A 16,468-nucleotide genomic window follows, 5' to 3' on the forward strand; every position below is an offset into this window, starting at 1 on the left:
CTGACTTGACGACACATTTCCCGCATGCTATCATCAAACCCGACCTGTTAGCACTCCCCGACTGAGAGTGCTAATTGGAGGTGGGCGCGATGCAAGACTTGACGGAGCGCCAGGAGACCATCCTGGCGCTGGTGGTTCACGAGTACATCGAGAGCGCCGAGCCGGTCGGCTCGAAGTCCCTGGTGGCGAAGTACACGCTCGGGGTGAGCTCGGCCACGGTGCGCAACGAGATGATGACGCTGACCGATGACGGACTGCTGCGCCAGCCGCACACTTCGGCCGGCCGGGTCCCGACCGAAGAGGGGTACCGCTACTTCGTCCGCAGGTTGCTCGGCGACACCGATCTCCCCGCCGACGAGAAGTGTCTCATCAGCCACCAGTTCCACCAGGCCCGTCCGCAGGTCGAGGAATGGATGCGGCTGGCGGCCTCCGTCCTCGCCCAACACTCCAGCGCTCTCTCCCTCGTCACGGCGCCCCGCCCCGAGCGAGCGGTGTTCAAGCACCTGGAGTTGATCTCGACCCGGCCGAACCAGGCACTGCTCGTCCTGGTCCTGCAGGGCGGCGAGGTCCGGCAACAACTGCTGATGCTGCAGGAAGGGATGGACCAGGACCATTTGAGCCTGCGGGCAGACCAGGTCACGCGGGGCTGCATGGGCCAGACCGCCAAAGGTGTGCAGGCTGAGGCGGGCCTGAGCTCCGGCCTGGCCTCCGAGGTCATGCGGCTGGTCGCCGGCTTGATGAGCCAGGCCGACACCCTCCCCGCGGGCGAGGTGTTCCGGGATGGGCTGACCAATGTCCTGGCTCAACCTGAGTTCGCCGAGCCGGGAAGCGCTCAAGATGCGCTGCGGCTGCTGCAGGAGCAGGCCTTCCTGGAAGACGTTGTCACCCGAGCGCTGCAGCCGTCGATCGGCGGTGTGCAGGTGGTGATCGGCGGTGAGGGCGCCTGGTCCGAGCTGCGCAGCTGGTCGATGGTGTTGGCCCGCTACGGCGCTCCCGGGTTCGCCACCGGTGCGGTGGGTGTTGTCGGTCCGACGCGCATGTCCTACGGGCATTCGATCTCCTGCGTGCGCTACGTGGCCGGTCTGATGAGCGAACTCGTGACCGAGAGCCTGGTCGGCTAGGCCGGACCGGGGAGGGTTCTAGTGAGGACGTGCGCGTGACAAAACACAAGGGACACAAACCCAGCCACCGGGAAAGCCAGCCATCGCGCCCGGACGGCGCCGAGGCCGAGCCGGCACACGACCAGCCACAGGCCGAGTCAGCGCCGCCCGCCCCGATTGGCGTCCCGTCCGAGGTCTTTGAGGAGAGGGCCCTCAGTCAGGCGGAGATCGACGCCGTCGACCTGACCCTGCTCCAGGCGCAGGCGGCGGAGTACCTGGACGGCTGGCAGCGATCGCGGGCCGAATTCGCCAACTACAAGAAGCGCGTCGACCGGGAGACCGAAGATGCCCGAGCCCGGATCACCGCCGAGATCACGACGCGTTACCTGCCCATCCTCGATGATCTGCAGCGGGCGCTGAAGGACAAACCGCTCGAGGGCGATGGCGCCCACTGGGCCGAGGGCATTGAACTGATCTACCGCAAGCTCGGCGCACTGCTCGAGGTGGAAGGCATCGAGCTGATCCCGGCCAGCGGCGAGCGCTTCGACCCATTGGTGCATGAAGCCCTCACTCTGGAGGACAGCGAGCAGCACAACGAAGGCATGGTGATCGAAGTCATTCAACAGGGCTACCGGCTCGGCGACCGCATCCTGAGACCTGCCCTGGTCCGCGTGGCCAAATAGGAGGCAGTCATGGGCAAGATCATTGGCATCGACCTGGGCACAACGAATTCGGTTGTCGCCATCATGGAGGGGGGCGAGCCGACGGTGATCTCGTCCTCCGAGGGCGGGCGCCTGGTCCCGTCGGTCGTGGCCGTCAACCCGAAGACCGGCGAGCGCATGGTCGGGCAGGTCGCCCGCCGACAGGCAATCGTCAACCCGGAGAACACCGTCTTCTCGATCAAGCGCTTCATGGGCCGCAAGTATTCCGACCCCGAGGTGCAGCGGGCGCTGGAGACCGTGCCCTACCGGGTGAGCGCCGCGCCGAACGGCGATGTGCGCGTCCAAATGGGCGGCAAAGAGTATTCAGCGCCTGAGGTCTCGGCGATGATCCTCGCCAAGCTCAAGGCCGACGCCGAGGCCCACACCGGTGAGTCGATCACCCAGGCGGTGATCACCGTCCCGGCATACTTCAATGACTCCCAGCGCAATGCCACCAAGGATGCCGGCAAGATCGCCGGCTTGGAAGTTCTGCGCATCATCAACGAACCCACAGCTTCCTCGCTGGCTTACGGCATGGACCGGAAGGCAGAGCAGACAATCGCCGTCTACGATCTGGGCGGGGGGACGTTCGATATTTCCATTCTCGATGTCGGTGAGGGCGTGTTCGAGGTCAAGGCCACCAACGGCGACACCTTCCTGGGCGGCGATGATTTTGACCAGCGCATCATCGATTGGATCGCCTCCGAGTTCCAGCGCGAGCAGGGAATCAACTTGCGCGCCGACCGCCAGGGGCTGCAGCGTCTGAAGGAGGCCGCCGAGAAGGCCAAGATCGAGCTCTCAACCGTCCTGCAGACCGAGATCAACCTGCCCTTCATCACCGCCGATGCCGGGGGGCCGAAGCATTTGAACATCCCTCTGACCCGGTCCAAGCTCGAGCAGCTAACCGAGGACCTGGTGGAACGTTCGATCGCCCCCTGCCGACAGGCGCTGCAGGATTCCGGGTTGAAGGCCAGCGACATCGACGAGGTCGTCCTGGTCGGCGGCATGACCCGCATGCCGGCTGTGCAGGCGGCCGTGCGCAACATCTTCGGCCGCGACCCGCATAAGGGGGTCAACCCGGATGAGGTCGTGGCGATCGGCGCCGCCATCCAGGCGGGCGTGCTCGGTGGAGAGGTCAAGGACATCCTCTTGCTGGACGTCACCCCGCTGACGCTGTCCATCGAGACCCTGGGCGGAGTGGCCACCGGCCTGATCGAACGCAACACCACGATCCCGACCCGCAAGAGCCAGGTGTTCTCGACCGCCACCGACAGTCAACGCGAAGTCGAAATCCACGTCGTCCAAGGCGAGCGGCCGATGGCGGCCGACAACAAGTCGCTGGGAAAATTCACCTTGGACGGCATCCCGCCCGCCCCGCGCGGGGTGCCCCAGGTCGAGGTCACCTTCGACCTCGACGCCGATGGCATCCTCAAGGTCAGCGCCACCGACAAGGCCACAGGGCGCAGCCAGCACATCACGATCACGGCCTCCTCGGGACTCTCTGAGGGTGAGGTCGAGAAGATGCGCCGCGATGCCGAGGCGCACGCCGAGGATGACCGCAAACGACGCGCCCTGGTGGAAGCCCGTAACTCTGCTGACAACGCCATGTATGCCGCCGAGAAGGCATTGCGTGAGGGCGGCGACAAGGTGCCCGCCGAGGTGCGATCCCGCGTCCAGACCAAGATCCAGGCCACCCGTTCCGCCATGGACTCCAACACCCTTGAAGCCATCCAGCAGTCTAGCGGCGAGCTGCTGCAAGCGATGCAGGAGATCGGGACCGCCGCCTATCAGGGCGCTGGAGACAACATCGGCGCCGGCAGCCCAGGCAGCCCCGCCGGCACAGGCCCCAAGCCACCCGGCGGGGACCCCACGGTGATCGATGGCGAGTTCAAGGAAGGCTAGCACGCCGCCGCGCCCAAATGGCGCGGCGCGTTGCTGAGCGGCGATGGCCGACAAGCGCGACTACTACGAGGTGCTCGAACTCGCCCGGCAGGCGTCCGCCGACGACATCCGACGCGCCTACCGCCGCCTGGCCAAGCAGTACCACCCGGATGTCAACCGGACGGCCGGCGCCGAGGAGCGCTTCAAGGAAATCAACGAAGCCTATGCCGTGCTCTCCGACCAGGAGCGGCGCACAGCGTATGACCGCTACGGCCATGCCGGCGTCAAGGGGCTGCCCACCGATTTCGGGTTCGGGATTGCCGACATCTTCGAGGAGTTCTTTGGCTTTGGCATAGGCGGCAGCCGAGCCCGGCGCAGTGCCCCACGGCGCGGCCCCGACCTGCGCCTGGACGTGACCATCGGCTTCGAACAGGCTGTGTTTGGCGTCGAGCGCGAGATCAACTTCAGCCGCCACGAAGCCTGCGATGCGTGCGGCGGCAGCCGGGCAGAACCCGGAACCACACCGATCCGTTGCGCCACCTGCAACGGCTCGGGCGAAGTCCGCCAGGTCCGGCAGACTTTCCTGGGGTCGATGGTCAATATCACGACCTGCCCGCAGTGTCGCGGTGAGGGCGAGACGATTGCAACCGTCTGCCGAGCTTGCGGCGGCGCCGGCTACCTGAAGAAGGATGTCAGGCGGGTGGTGCCGATTCCTGCCGGGGTCGACGACGGCACCCAGGTGCGCCTGACCGGCGAGGGCGAACCCGGGACGCTCGGCGGGCCGCCCGGCGATCTGTACATCGTCATCCACGCCCAGGCCCACCGGTACTTCCGGCGCCGCGGTGACGATATCCTGATCGACCTGAGCGTCAACGTGGCCCAGGCCGCATTGGGATTCGTCGTCCAGATCCCGACTGTTGACGGTGACGAAAAACTCGTCATCCCGGCCGGCACCCAGTCTGGCACCGTCCTGCGCCTGAAGGCCAAGGGCGTGCCCCGATTGCGGCGGAACGGACGCGGCGACCAGCTGGTCCTGGTAGAGGTCGGGATCCCCCAGAAGCTGAGCGCCGAGCAGCGACGGCTGTTCACCGAGCTGGCGGACGCTCTCGGCACTGAAGCCAAACCGATAGAGAAGAGCTTCCTGGACGGCTTGAAGGATTTCCTCGGGGGCTAGCCGGTGGCCTGGCTGCGCATCTCGCTGGACACGAGCGGCGAGTTGGCCGAAGCAGTTGCCGACATCCTCGCCCGCCACGCTCCCGGCGGCGTCGCCGTCGAGGCGCCCCAGCCCGGGCAGCCTGACCTACCCAGCTGGTCCCAGGTCCAGGTCACGGCCTTTCTGCCAATCGATGAACACACCGCTATCCGGCGCAAGGCCGTCGAGGAAGGATTATGGCACCTGGCGCAGATCGCCCCCGTGCCCGAGGCCCAGTTCACGTTGGTCGAGGCGCAGGACTGGGCCGAAACTTGGAGGCAGCACTACCGTCCGATCCCCATCGGCCAACGGCTGCTTATCATCCCATCCTGGATCGAGGCCCCCCCTTCGTCGCGCCTGGCGCTTGTGCTCGACCCCGGGATGGCTTTTGGCACGGGGACCCACCCCAGCACGCAAATGTGCCTTTTGGCCTTGGAGAAACACCTGCGCCCTGGCTCTCGGGTGATCGACCTGGGCTGCGGCTCAGGCATCCTGGCCGTGGCCGCTGCCCGTCTGGGGGCGGCCCACGTGCACGCTCTCGACATCGACCCGTTGGCGGTTGAAGCCACCCGCGAGAACTGCCAGCGCAACGGCCTCGCCGACGTGGTCGACACCGAACAGGGGTCTCTGTCCGAGCTTACGGCCCCCCGCACGCCGCCGCTCCCGCTGGCGGATCTACTGCTGGCGAACATCCTGGCGCCGGTACTGGTGGAGCTGCTCGCTGCGGGCTTGGCCCAGCAGGTCATCCCAGGGGGAATCGTCATCCTGTCCGGAATCCTGGACGAGCAGCTGCCTGAGGTGCTGAACCAAGCCGAGGCGGTCGGGCTGCGCCCAGTCGAGGTGCTGCAGGCCCAGGACTGGCGGACGCCGGTGCTGGAGAAGCCAACCGCTCCCAGCTGAGTTGCTGGGAGCGGGGATCAAACCTTCGAAGGCGTTGTTAGCGGCTAGGTGGTCGTCTCGGCGGGTTCTGTGCCGCGCTGGCGGTAGCGGTACGTGATCCGTCCGCGGGTTAGATCGTAGGGGGACAGCTCTACCCGCACTCGGTCACCCAGCAGGATCCGGATGTAGTATCTCCGCATCTTGCCCGAGAGGTACGCCAGGACCGTGTGGCCGTTGTCCAGCTCGACCCGGAATTGGGTTGAAGGCAAGGCCTCGGTGATCCGACCGTCAACTTCGATCTTGTCCGATTGCTTGGTCATGCGCACCTCGGGCGGCATCGCTGCGTCCGCTGCCGTTCACGCTCCCGGCTCGATCTCAACGACAGCCGGTCTATGCCTCGTGCCGACGCATCGAAGCTTTGTACTCCCGTCGCTTCAACCGGCGGATGGCCTTCTTGCGCTGAATTCGGCGCAGCTCGCTCTTGGAGATGAACCAGCGCTTTCTACGGACCGAACTCAGGATGCCGCTCTTGGCAACCTTCTTGCGAAAGCGCTTAAGCAGCATGTCCTGGGACTCGTTTGGTCTCAACACAACCGTCATACCATCTCACCTCCCTTCGGTTGAGGACTCGGCCCAGCCGGCCGGCTCCATCTCTCCGACCAGCGCCAGCTCCAGGTGTTCGGCTGCCGCGTCGAAGGAAACTACACTCGCCCTGACCGTGGTGCCCACCGTCAGCATCCGCACGGCCTCGGAGAGCTGAAGCTTGCCCTCCACGCCATGCTCGGTGTGAACATGCACCGAAGTGCCGGAGGAGCGGACCACTTCACCGACCACGGAACCGCCGACTTGCAGCGTCGAGGCCGCTTGCGACCATGGATTCGGCTGCAGCCGCTTCAGGCTCAAACCGATCCGGTTCGCCTGCGGGTCGACTCGCACCACAAGCGTTTCGACCTCTTGGCCGACCTGCAAGATCTCGCCCGGGTCTTCCACCCGCCGCCAGGCCAATTCAGAGATGTGGATCAGACCGTCGGCCCCGCCGATGTCGACGAAAGCCCCAAACTCGCGCAGGCTGGTCACCACCCCTTTGCGGGTTTCGCCTTCGCGCAGGCTTGCCAGGACCTCGGCCTTGCGCTGCTGGCGCCACTGGCGGATCGCTTTGCGCTCGGACAACACCAGCCGCTGCCGCTGGGGATCGAGCTCAATGACCTTGAAGGGCCGGGGCTGACCCACTAAACGGCGCAGCTGCTCCATCCGGGCGTCCTCATCCAGGCCTCGGGGCAGGTCGGCCAGATGCGAGGCCGGGGCAAAACCGCGGATCCGTCCGAAAGGCACAACCAGGCCGCCGCGATTGGCGGCGCAGGGGACGCCCTCGAACACGGATTCGCTGTCCATCAGCTTCTGGGCCGCCTGCCAGTCATCGCTCTCACGCGCCAGCGCCAGAGAGACGATCAAATTTCCCTCCGGGTCAACCGGATTGACCACCAGCACCTTGACCCGACTTCCGATCTCGAGGGCAAGCTCCGTCGGGGGCAGGTTGTTAATGTCCTGATAGGGGACAACCCCGTCCCATTTCAGACCCAGATCAAGTACCAGTCCGTGCTGGCCTTTGCCGATGACGACGCCATCCAGCACGTCCCCCCGGCGGGGCATGCTCATGTCTTCCGAGTGAGCAAGCAGGTACTCCATACTGTCAGAAGCATCGGCCATCCAGCGGTCCCCCCGGACAAACAAAAAGGCCCGGTCACGTGCGGTCTCAGGATGACCAGGCCATTTGGAGCGGCAAGATACCCAACTCAGCGAGCCTTCAACTACATCAGAGGCTCTCCTCTAACCGTCCAGCACGCCGGAAAAGGGCCTTCCTTCAATCGCTTGACCATTATACCCATCGGAATCAGGCTTGTCAAACCGAGCCGGAAACCGGCAGTCCTAGGGCATCTGGGGCTCATCCAACAGCACCCGATCCCTTCCACGCCGGCTCTCCCATGGATACACGATATGGGCATCCGTGATGGCGGCGTAGTAGTCGGGCTGCGTCTGGGAGAAAAGCGAGCGGTACGGGTTGAAATGCAGGACGCAACAGAAGGGATTCCCCCCGGCCGAGGCGACCCGGCTCTTGACGGCAGTGATCGTGCGCCCGGAGCCCCAGACATCATCGACCACCAGCACACGGCGGCCGGCCAGCTGCTCATCGCTCGGGAACTGGATGAACTTGGGCCAGGCCAGCAGCTTGCTTCGCTCCCGCTCGGCCTCGAACGGGAAATCGACCGAAGCGATCAGCAGGTCCTGGATCCCCAAAGCCTCGGCAAGGATGCCTCCTGGCACGAGCCCTCCCCGGCTGATCATCACCATGGCCTCGAAGTCGGTGCGGAACTGGGGGGTCAGGTGATCGATCAGGCTGTCGACTTCTTGCCAGCTGAGTAGTTCGCGCCGAGTGGACATGCACCACCGCCTTAGGACAGGATCGCTGGCGATGATAGCACCTCGCCCTCCGAACTTCAATCGCCAAGAGGTTGGAAAGCCGCCACGGGCAGGACAATCAGGGCCGTCGGCGTGCCGGACACCCGGGTCAGCACGACAGTCAGAGATCGATCCCCGCTCAGCCGCAGCCGGCGGGAGAGGGCCTCGGTGTCAACTGGCGAGCCTCGCTTCATCAATACCACTTCCCCGGCGCCCAGCGCCTTCAGGGCGGCCTGGAGTCGCTTGCGGCTGAAGGGCATGTGGTCGATGACCTGAAAAGCCCGAGCGAATGGGGTGGGCTGCAGGCTGGAACAGGTGAGATAGGCGAGGGTCGGATCGAGCTGGGCAGCGCCCAGGCGCTCAGCCAGGTTGCCTACCAGGCCAGCACGCATCACCGCCGGGTCGGGTTCATACAGGTACGCTTGAGGGGGAGAGACCCGCCCAAGCCGAAGCGGCGGTTCTGCCAGGGTGTGCCCGCCCGGGAGCACCGTCGCCCGCACGGGGCTCGTCTTGAGCGCTCCGAACCACAGGGTGGCCTCTTTTAGGTCTCCTTCCAGGGAGACGAACTCGACCTCGCACTCATAGCCTGCCAGTTCGTCCCGGTCGATTGCCGGGCTGACTTTGACCCCTAGGCCGGCCAGGTGGTCGACCCAGATGCGCAGGGTCGAGAGAGGAGGCAGGTACCGCTCAGGCTGGCGGATCCGCCTGGTCGCTTCCCGTCGGGCGGGGTCGAAGAACGCCGCGTCTCCGACGCCGAAGCGCCACGGCAGGCAGGTGACGTCACCCACCACGGGGCGAATCCAGCCATCCCTACCGACCGCCCGGGCATTGGCCTCAAGAAGGGCGACAGACAACAGGTCGTGGTCGACGGCGAACACCGAGCGATGCTCGGCCAGCGCCAGCGCATCCCCACCGATCCCGCAGCACAGGTCGAAGACCCGCTCCACAGCTTGGTAGCGCCTGGCGCGATGTTCGGCGACGGCTCCCGGGGTGGCTTGCTCGAGTCCCTGTCGGGTGAAGTACATCCGTTCGGCGTGCTTGAACTTGGCGGCCGCCCGCTGGCGCAGCATCGCCTGTTCCAGCGCCAGCCGCCCCAGCCGTTCCGGGTAGACCCTCGAAAGCTTCTGCGACAGAAGGAGGAAGGTGATGGGCGTCGGCCGAAGCCGCATGGCCTCGGCCTGACAGGCCAGACCTTCGTCCGTTCGCAGCGCTGCGAGGGAGGCAAGCTCGAGCATCGGGGCCAAGTGGAGGTTGCGAGGCGGGCGCGCTAAGGCGGCGGCAGCCCAGGGCCGTCGGGCGTTCGACCGGCCCGGAGGCTCGGCCGGGGCGGATGCCAGAACCCTCCCGGCCCATGCCGCTGGGGGATCAGGCCAGGCTGCGAACTAGTTCGAGGAACTCCACCCATTCCTCATCGAAGAAGTGCAGGGTCACACTCCCAAGTTCGACATGATAGGTCAGCTCGTCGTCGGGCTCAGTGGCCTTCCAGGCAATGTAGTTGCTGGTCTCCGCCAGGGTCTCGGTTTCAATATTGTCGCTCATGTGTGCCTCCGTCTGAGAATGATGTCGGCTGCGGGTGTCGGCCCGCGGTGTCGGACTCGCTCATCGCCAGCAGTACCTCGCGCAGAGCCGCCAAGCTCGCTCCAGCATGGGCGCTCGAGTCCAGCTCCGGCAGCCGGGAGTGCCGTTGATAGGCATTGGGCTCGAAGCCGGGTAGGTCAACCAGTTCCTGAGCGGCCCGAAGGACCGCCGTTCGGTGCTCGGCCGTCCAGGTCCACGCCTGCCCGGTCCAGTGGAAGCGGTAGGAGCCAGAGGGGTCGCCCGTCTCGTCTTGGGGTGGGCGCCGAAGGCCCCGGCGGATCGCTTCGCGCAGCGAAGTCACGGACGCCTAGAGGCCGGGCTTCGGGCTGCGCCGCCACGGCAGACGGGGCAAGGATGGACGCGGCCCACCGAAGACGTCGATCGGCGGATCCCAGGGCGGCAGGTCGAACAGCTTGCGCAGGGCGTACCGCCCCAGCAGGATGAACGTCGCCATCGTCGGCGCGGAGAGCAGCAGCCCGACCACACCCAGTAGGCTTGCCCCGAGGATGGCCCCGATCAGGATCACTGCCGGGTGTAGGTTGAGTGAGCCGCCCATGATGCGCGGCAGCAAGAAATAGTCAATCGCCTGATTGAGGACGGTCAGGCCCAGGATCACCACGGCTGCGTGGCCCAGCGGTGTCAGCCCCAGCAGGTGATCGGTCTGCAGCAAGGCGACCAGCCCGGCCGTCACCCCAACCGAGATCGGACCGATGATCGGGACCAGTTTCGCCAAACCCATCAACAAGCCGAGAGCGACGGGATACCGAACCCCTAGCAGGCTCATCAGGAGGGTGGTCAGCCCACCGGTGACGAGAACGATCAGGAATTGCCCCCGCAAGAAGGCGTGCCAAATCTTCCCCAAGGCCTGCTGGATCCGGCGGACATCGGACTCATAACGCGGGATGGTGAACCCCGACCAGCGCTTCTGGAGTCGGGCTGAGTCCAGTACGAGGAAGTAGGCGATCGCCAGGACGAAAATGACGTGCGCCAACCCCTCGAAGAGCCGCGCCGCGGCGAAGGTCAGCAGCCCGCTCACCTGGGTCAACGCCGGCCGAATGATCGCCAGGGCCTGCTGAGCCAGCGTCGCCAGGTCGAAGGTGATCAAGTCGGCTTGCCAGGGACCGATGACGATCACCACGTTCTCGAGCCCGGCCAGGCGTTCAGGGAGACCGAGGAGGAGGGTTTGCAGCGTCAGCAGCAACGCCTGCAGCTGTTGCAGCGCTGCCAGGCCGACGGCAGTCGCCAGCGTCAGCAGGATCAGGGCCATGAAGAGGAAGGTGACATTGGTGGCAGCCATGCGGCCCAGCCGCGCCCGCCGGTGGAGAAAGCTCACCAGCGGGATCAGCAGGTACGAGATCAGCCCGGCCAGGATGATCAGCGGCAGAATGACTCGAAAGCGGATCAGCAGGGCCGCGGCCAGCACCACCCCCAGGAACGCCACCATCATCTTGGTAGCTGTCGACCAACGAGGGGAACGGGCGGCCTCGCCGTCAGTCATCCGGCCTGCCCCTCTTTCGCCCGGCGCACTCGCCTGCGCAGCCTTGCCAGCAGGCGCTTGGGGCGGACCTTTGGCTCGACCGGCGATCCGGGCCAGGAATCGATGCCCACCGTCTTGTAGTACACGTAGCCGCCCCACAGGCGGAGTGTAGCCAGCGCAGGAGCAGCCACCAGCACACCCACAATCCCGGCCACACTCGCACCTGCAATCACCGCCACCAAGACCAGGATCGGATGCAGCCGCAGCGATACCCCGATGAACCGCGGCACCAGCACATTGTTCTCAACCAACTGGATGACCACCATCACACCCAGCACCAAAAGGGCGAAAGGCAGCGGCGCCAGCCCAAGCCAACTACCTCCCTGGAAGAAGGCGACGATCACCGCCAGGGCCGCCGAGATGGCCGGCCCGAACACGGGCACGAACTCCAGGATTCCGGCGATCACTCCCAGGCCGAGCGAGAAACGCACGCCGAGGAAGGAGAGGACCACTGCGACGAAGAACCCGACGAACAGCGCCAGGCCCAATTGTCCGCGCAGAAAGGCGCGCCAGATCAATTCCGTCTCGCGCGTCAGCCGTTCGGCATCGGGCCGAAACGGAACGGGCATCAGGCCGATCAGCATGCGATCGACCATCCCATAGTCCAACAACAGGTAGAAGCCGAGAACGAACACGATGAAGACGTTGCCGATGGCCGAGGCGGCCGCCGCGATCGACGCCCCTAGGGCCTGCCCGGTCTGCGACAGGATTGGCTGCAGGGTTGAGGTCAGCGGATTGATGAAGGACTCAAGCGTCTCTCGGGAGAGGATAAATCCGAAGGGCCCGAGGTTGACGATCAGCCCTTCCGCCTGATCGACGAGTTGCGGGATGCGGTCCGGCAGGGTCTGCAGGTCCTCGACCAGCCCGAGCAGCTGCTGCGAAAGGGCCAGGCCGAGGGCGGCGGCCAGACCGCCGATCAGGGCCAGGATGGCCAGATAGACGACGCTGGAGGCCAACCAGCGGGGGAAGCGCAGGTGTACTTGCAGACGGCTCACCAGCGGGTGCAGGACGTAGGCCAACACCACTGCGGCCATCAAGACCACCAGCGCCGAGCGCAGGGCGTACCCCAGCAGCGCCGCGGCCAGAATCAGCACGACGGCGGCCGCCAGTCGGGTGGACGGCTGCCAGGCTGGCGAGCCCGATCCCGGCATCCGGTCCATGGTCACTGCACCCTGTTCTGAGCCTTGGCTTCGGTCACGACGGCACCTGCGCCGAGCCCGGTCTCCGAGCGTTGGTCTCCCGCCTCACGGGAAGCGGTCAGCGTCGGGACGGGCCTGAGCCGCCTCGGCCCGATCGTCCCGAGCCGGTCGGCCTCCCGCTCGGTCGCCCCGATCCGCTCCCACCCCCATCCGGTGTGCGACGGGGCGTGCGGCGGTCGCGTTCGAGGGCCTCTTCCGGCGTCCATCCTTCCAGCACCGCTTGGCGCGACAGGCGGATCTTGCCCTCGGGATCGATCGAGGTAACCATGACCGTGAGCTCTTCACCCAAGCGCGCCACATCCTCGACCTTCTCGACCCGCTCGCTGTCCAGCTGCGAGATGTGCACCATGCCATCGATGTTCGGTAGGATCTCGATGAACGCTCCGAAGTCGGTCGTGCGCACCACCTTGCCGGTGTAGATCCTTCCAACGATCGGCACCTCGGTGAGGCTCTCGATCAGCTCCCTGGCTCGGTTGGATTTCTCGGCGTCGGCAGCGGCGATGAACACCGAACCATCATCCTCGATGTCGATCTTGACCCCGGTTTGCTCCTGGATGCTCCTGATCATCTTGCCGCCGGGACCGATGACGGCGCCAATCTTGTCGGGATCGATCTTGATGATGGTCAGACGCGGCACGAACGGCTTGAGCTCCGGCCGTGGCGCCGGCATCACCTGCTCGATGACGTCCAGGATGGTGAGCCGGGCTTCCCTGGCCTGCTCCAGGGCGGCGGACATGATCTCGGCCGTGATCCCCTTGATCTTGATGTCCATCTGGAGGGCGGTGATTCCCTGCCGCGTTCCGGCGACCTTGAAATCCATGTCGCCGAAGTGATCCTCGGCGCCCTGGATGTCCGTCAGAACGGCATAGCGCTCGTCGTCTTTGATCAAGCCCATGGCGATCCCGGCTACAGGCGCCCGAATCGGAACGCCCGTGTCCAGCAGGGCCAGCGTCGACCCACAAACCGAGGCCATGGAGGTTGACCCGTTGGAGGACAGGACCTCTGAGACCAGACGCACGGTGTAAGGGAACTCTTCCAGCGGTGGCAGCACCGGAACCAAGGCCCGTTCGGCCAGGGCGCCGTGACCGGTATCGCGCCGCGAGGTGCCCCGCAAGGGCCGGACCTCCCCGGTGGAGAACGGCGGAAAGTTGTAGTGATGCATGTAGCGTTTCTCGTCGATCGGCGACAGGCCATCCAGTTCTTGCCGTTCGCGCGGCGTGCCCAGCGTCGCCATGGTCAACACCTGGGTCTCACCCCGGGTGAACAGCCCTGAGCCGTGGGCGCGCGGGCTGAGGTCGACTTCGGCGCTGAGCGGCCGAATGTCCTTGAAGCCTCGGCCGTCCGGACGCTTGCCATCCACAAGGATGCGGCGCCGGACTTCCTTCTTGTACAGCTGGTCGATCGCCTGATCGACCGGGCCGGAGTCCAGCCCGCCTTCCTGGCAGAGCGTGGCCGTGGCTTCGATCTTCAGGCCGAGGAACGCCTCGGTCTGCTCGCCGCGGGTCAGCGGCTGCTCGACCATTCGGCGCAGCCGATCCCCCACCCACTTCTCGACTTTGCCCACGACCTGCTCGTCGAGCTGGAAGGAGGGGTAGCTGGACTTCTCTTTGCCGACAGCAGCCCGCATCTCTTCCTGCAGGTCGATCAGCGGCTGCATCTGGCGGTGGCCGAAAGCCAGCGCCTCGACCACTGTCTGCTCGGATACCTCGTTGGCGCCGCATTCGACCATTAGGATGGCGTCGCGCGTTCCGGCCAGCCGCAGATCGAGGGGAGAGACCTCCAGCTGCTGGTAGGAGGGGTTGATGACGAAGGCCCCGTCCACCATCCCGACGCGCACCCCGCCGACCGGACCCAGGAAAGGCACGTCGGAAATGGTCAGGGCCGCCGAGGCCCCGACGATGGCCAGCACGTCCACCGGGGTTTCTCCGTCGGACGACAGGGTGTACAGCAGGATCTGCACGTCATTGTGCATATCCTTGGGGAAGAGCGGACGGATCGGACGGTCGACGAGACGATCAATCAGGATCGAAGCTTCGGACGGGCGCCCCTCGCGTCGAAAGAACGACCCCGGGATCCTCCCGCCGGCGTACAGCCTTTCTTCATAGTCGACCGTGAGCGGGAAGAAGTCGATGCCCTCGCGCGGGGTCATCGACAGGGTGGCCGCGGCCAGGAGCAGGGTGTCGTTCAGGCGGACGGTAACCGCCCCCCCGGCCTGTGCGGCCAGCTTGCCAGTCTCAAATGTCAGGGTCTTGCCGTCGATCGTCGTGTGGAACGTTCTTGCGGTTGACATGAATTGCCCCTTTCTCGCCGGGGAGGGGGCGAGTCAGGGACTGGAGTGCGGCCGTCAGCCGATGACCGGGCACCGTCACACAGACCGTGCTGGTCACCTGATGAACGCGCTCCAATTCCCGACCCGTCGCTCCCTCCAGGACGGATGCTCGGATTCTATAGGATAGCCACGCGCAATGCCACCGGCTGTTCTGCCGGCTGCGCTGCGGATCCAAGGAACGGACGGCCCGCTGGGTGTGGTGATGGCGCGGAAGGCGTCTACTTGCGGCGGATGGCCAGCCGATCGGTCAATCCGAGGTAGCCGGATGGGTTGGTCTTCTTCAGGTAAGCCAGATGGCGTTGGCGCTGGCCGACCAGTTTCAGCAGCCCGCGGCGAGACGACTCGTCATGCTTGTGGGCCCGCAGGTGCTCGGTCAGCGTGCCAATGCGCTGGGTCAGCAGCGCGATCTGAACCTCGGGCGAGCCGGTGTCAGCGCCGTGCCGGTGGTACTCCCCGATCAGCCGGGTCTTGTCTTCCTTGGTGATGGTCATGACGTCTGCTCCTCATGCAGGTCACCCAGCCCCCAGTTGCTGATGCCAACCAGGAACCGGTCTAGTCAGTATGGTCGGCATTATAACAGGTGCCCACTACCCCTTCAAGGCAAGCCGCAGCCTGACCTGCAGGTCCGAGGGAAAGCGGTCAAGCAGTTCGCGCAGGTCACGTTCGCTACCAGGCGCGCTGCGGCTGTGCTCATGCATCAGGTAGGCGGCGACTTCGGCCGGGGTGGCAGCGGCGAGGGCTCGGAGTAGGTCGAGACGGGCTTGCTGCGCAGCCGGCGCACGGAGGCTGGGCAAACGATAGAGCAGGTCGATCATGGGAGCAAGGCGCTCAGGCTCTGCTGGCTCAACGGCTGCCCGCAGCGCAATGAAGGCAAAGGTCCGCCGCGCCGGCTCCTTGCCGCGGATCCAGTCTTCAGTCAGGGCCAGGAAGGCCTCGGGGTCGGCGCAGCGCCAGCCTCGCCAAGCCGTGGCTGCCAGGAGCTCCTGCAAGCGATCATCCAATCCGGGGCGCAACCGATCCTCGACCCAAGCCGCTGCCCGGGGATCGGCCTGCGGCTCGACGACTGCCGCCGCCAGGAGGTAGGTCTCGTGATGGCCGGCCGCCCACAACCGGTCAGCGACCTCCCAGGCCTGCGCCGGACGGTCCGCCGCCTCCCGTCCCAACGCAGAGCGCAGGCTGTTGACGACCGGGGCCGGAGCGGAGAAGGTGCGCTGCGGCGCCCGCATGGCAGCGTAAGCGCCCGGGCGGGAGGTGCGATCAGCGTAGAAGTCGAGCAAGGAGAGGACCCCCTCGACCAGCTCGGCCGGCCGGTCGAACTCCAGCAGCAGCGTCTGGGTCTCCCGCCTCAGGCGGGCGGGGTCAACGGCCGGCATCAGGCGCCACTCCGCTCCAGCCGCCGCCGGCAATCGAGGCTGGGTTCCAATCCACGATCCGTCAGGAACCGAGCTTGCACCTAGTAGGCTCGGGCGAACAGCGCTCGCTCGCTCGCCGGTTCACCGCAGCGAATGCACACCCCGGCACCAGTCGGCTGATCGAGCGGGATACTGCGGGTGGTTGCCTTGGTGTCTTGCTTGATCGAGGCTTCGCAGTCCGGCCGACCGCACCACCAGGCATC

The 16,468-nt window shown here is 65.9% G+C and carries 17 protein-coding genes; 5 read left to right on the forward strand and 12 right to left on the reverse strand.

The genetic code is table 11. The features are described from left to right. The first annotated feature begins 89 nt into the window (after positions 1-89). The 5 genes from hrcA (at position 90) to prmA (ending at position 5,774) form a co-directional block, all read left to right on the forward strand. Positions 90-1,121: a heat-inducible transcriptional repressor HrcA gene (gene hrcA / locus MUO23_06940; GenBank protein MCJ7512692.1), complete on the forward strand. Its 1,032-nt coding sequence runs from the start codon at positions 90-92 to the stop codon at positions 1,119-1,121. Positions 1,122-1,156: 35 nt separating this feature from the next. Next, positions 1,157-1,783: a nucleotide exchange factor GrpE gene (locus tag MUO23_06945; protein MCJ7512693.1), complete on the forward strand. Its 627-nt coding sequence runs from the start codon at positions 1,157-1,159 to the stop codon at positions 1,781-1,783. Positions 1,784-1,846: 63 nt separating this feature from the next. Then, positions 1,847-3,703, forward strand: a complete 1,857-nt coding sequence (dnaK, locus tag MUO23_06950; GenBank protein ID MCJ7512694.1) for a molecular chaperone DnaK — start codon at positions 1,847-1,849, stop codon at positions 3,701-3,703. 43 nt (positions 3,704-3,746) lie between these two features. Beyond that, complete coding sequence (gene dnaJ / locus MUO23_06955; GenBank protein ID MCJ7512695.1) at positions 3,747-4,856, forward strand: molecular chaperone DnaJ; 1,110 nt, start codon at positions 3,747-3,749, stop codon at positions 4,854-4,856. A gap of 3 nt (positions 4,857-4,859) precedes the next feature. Next, entirely contained in the window at positions 4,860-5,774 is a 915-nt protein-coding gene (gene prmA, locus MUO23_06960; GenBank protein MCJ7512696.1) for a 50S ribosomal protein L11 methyltransferase, read from the forward strand. Positions 5,775-5,818: 44 nt separating this feature from the next. On the opposite strand, the gene infA is transcribed toward prmA, so the two are convergent. The 12 genes from infA to MUO23_07020 all read right to left on the reverse strand — a co-directional run bounded on the left by infA (position 5,819) and on the right by MUO23_07020 (position 16,429). Next, entirely contained in the window at positions 5,819-6,073 is a 255-nt protein-coding gene (infA, locus tag MUO23_06965) for a translation initiation factor IF-1 (GenBank protein MCJ7512697.1), read from the reverse strand. Between the two features lie 70 nt (positions 6,074-6,143). After that, positions 6,144-6,353, reverse strand: a complete 210-nt coding sequence (rpsU, locus tag MUO23_06970) for a 30S ribosomal protein S21 (GenBank protein MCJ7512698.1) — start codon at positions 6,351-6,353, stop codon at positions 6,144-6,146. A gap of 6 nt (positions 6,354-6,359) precedes the next feature. Beyond that, entirely contained in the window at positions 6,360-7,460 is a 1,101-nt protein-coding gene (locus MUO23_06975; GenBank protein ID MCJ7512699.1) for a S1 RNA-binding domain-containing protein, read from the reverse strand. A 219-nt stretch (positions 7,461-7,679) separates the two neighbouring features. Further along, entirely contained in the window at positions 7,680-8,192 is a 513-nt protein-coding gene (locus MUO23_06980; protein ID MCJ7512700.1) for a hypothetical protein, read from the reverse strand. A gap of 56 nt (positions 8,193-8,248) precedes the next feature. After that, a complete protein-coding gene (locus tag MUO23_06985) occupies positions 8,249-9,445 on the reverse strand; it encodes a hypothetical protein (protein ID MCJ7512701.1) in 1,197 nt (398 codons plus the stop codon). A gap of 130 nt (positions 9,446-9,575) precedes the next feature. Next, the gene (locus tag MUO23_06990) at positions 9,576-9,749 is read right to left on the reverse strand and encodes a hypothetical protein (protein ID MCJ7512702.1); all 174 of its coding nucleotides are present in this window, start codon (positions 9,747-9,749) and stop codon (positions 9,576-9,578) included. A gap of 346 nt (positions 9,750-10,095) precedes the next feature. Then, positions 10,096-11,286 carry an AI-2E family transporter gene (locus MUO23_06995; protein MCJ7512703.1) on the reverse strand — a complete coding sequence of 397 codons (1,191 nt, stop codon included), beginning with the start codon at positions 11,284-11,286 and terminating at the stop codon, positions 10,096-10,098. After that, the gene (locus tag MUO23_07000; protein ID MCJ7512704.1) at positions 11,283-12,485 is read right to left on the reverse strand and encodes an AI-2E family transporter; all 1,203 of its coding nucleotides are present in this window, start codon (positions 12,483-12,485) and stop codon (positions 11,283-11,285) included. Before MUO23_07000 ends, MUO23_06995 begins: the two co-directional genes overlap by 4 nt. 97 nt (positions 12,486-12,582) lie before the next feature. Continuing rightward, positions 12,583-14,814 carry a polyribonucleotide nucleotidyltransferase gene (locus MUO23_07005; GenBank protein MCJ7512705.1) on the reverse strand — a complete coding sequence of 744 codons (2,232 nt, stop codon included), beginning with the start codon at positions 14,812-14,814 and terminating at the stop codon, positions 12,583-12,585. 257 nt (positions 14,815-15,071) lie between these two features. Continuing rightward, positions 15,072-15,344 carry a 30S ribosomal protein S15 gene (gene rpsO, locus MUO23_07010; GenBank protein MCJ7512706.1) on the reverse strand — a complete coding sequence of 91 codons (273 nt, stop codon included), beginning with the start codon at positions 15,342-15,344 and terminating at the stop codon, positions 15,072-15,074. Positions 15,345-15,440: 96 nt separating this feature from the next. Beyond that, the gene (locus tag MUO23_07015) at positions 15,441-16,226 is read right to left on the reverse strand and encodes a DNA alkylation repair protein (GenBank protein ID MCJ7512707.1); all 786 of its coding nucleotides are present in this window, start codon (positions 16,224-16,226) and stop codon (positions 15,441-15,443) included. Positions 16,227-16,306: 80 nt separating this feature from the next. Further along, positions 16,307-16,429 carry a hypothetical protein gene (locus tag MUO23_07020; GenBank protein ID MCJ7512708.1) on the reverse strand — a complete coding sequence of 41 codons (123 nt, stop codon included), beginning with the start codon at positions 16,427-16,429 and terminating at the stop codon, positions 16,307-16,309. Positions 16,430-16,468: the final 39 nt, after the last annotated feature.

This window comes from Anaerolineales bacterium (assembly GCA_022866145.1).
Lineage (GTDB): Bacteria > Chloroflexota > Anaerolineae > Anaerolineales > E44-bin32 > PFL42.

Excerpts from the sequence above, each read along its gene's own strand:
- MUO23_06975 (MCJ7512699.1), bottom strand. The coding sequence starts at position 7,460 with ATGGCCGATGCTTCTGACAGTATGGAGTACCTGCTTGCTCACTCGGAA.
- MUO23_07005 (MCJ7512705.1), bottom strand. The coding sequence starts at position 14,814 with ATGTCAACCGCAAGAACGTTCCACACGACGATCGACGGCAAGACCCTG.
- MUO23_06985 (MCJ7512701.1), bottom strand. The coding sequence starts at position 9,445 with ATGCTCGAGCTTGCCTCCCTCGCAGCGCTGCGAACGGACGAAGGTCTG.
- rpsU (MCJ7512698.1), bottom strand. The coding sequence starts at position 6,353 with ATGACGGTTGTGTTGAGACCAAACGAGTCCCAGGACATGCTGCTTAAG.
- MUO23_06980 (MCJ7512700.1), bottom strand. The coding sequence starts at position 8,192 with ATGTCCACTCGGCGCGAACTACTCAGCTGGCAAGAAGTCGACAGCCTG.
- dnaJ (MCJ7512695.1), top strand. The coding sequence starts at position 3,747 with ATGGCCGACAAGCGCGACTACTACGAGGTGCTCGAACTCGCCCGGCAG.
- dnaK (MCJ7512694.1), top strand. The coding sequence starts at position 1,847 with ATGGAGGGGGGCGAGCCGACGGTGATCTCGTCCTCCGAGGGCGGGCGC.
- MUO23_07000 (MCJ7512704.1), bottom strand. The coding sequence starts at position 12,485 with ATGGACCGGATGCCGGGATCGGGCTCGCCAGCCTGGCAGCCGTCCACC.
- MUO23_07015 (MCJ7512707.1), bottom strand. The coding sequence starts at position 16,226 with ATGCCGGCCGTTGACCCCGCCCGCCTGAGGCGGGAGACCCAGACGCTG.
- MUO23_06990 (MCJ7512702.1), bottom strand. The coding sequence starts at position 9,749 with ATGAGCGACAATATTGAAACCGAGACCCTGGCGGAGACCAGCAACTAC.
- infA (MCJ7512697.1), bottom strand. The coding sequence starts at position 6,073 with ATGACCAAGCAATCGGACAAGATCGAAGTTGACGGTCGGATCACCGAG.
- hrcA (MCJ7512692.1), top strand. The coding sequence starts at position 90 with ATGCAAGACTTGACGGAGCGCCAGGAGACCATCCTGGCGCTGGTGGTT.
- rpsO (MCJ7512706.1), bottom strand. The coding sequence starts at position 15,344 with ATGACCATCACCAAGGAAGACAAGACCCGGCTGATCGGGGAGTACCAC.
- MUO23_06995 (MCJ7512703.1), bottom strand. The coding sequence starts at position 11,286 with ATGACTGACGGCGAGGCCGCCCGTTCCCCTCGTTGGTCGACAGCTACC.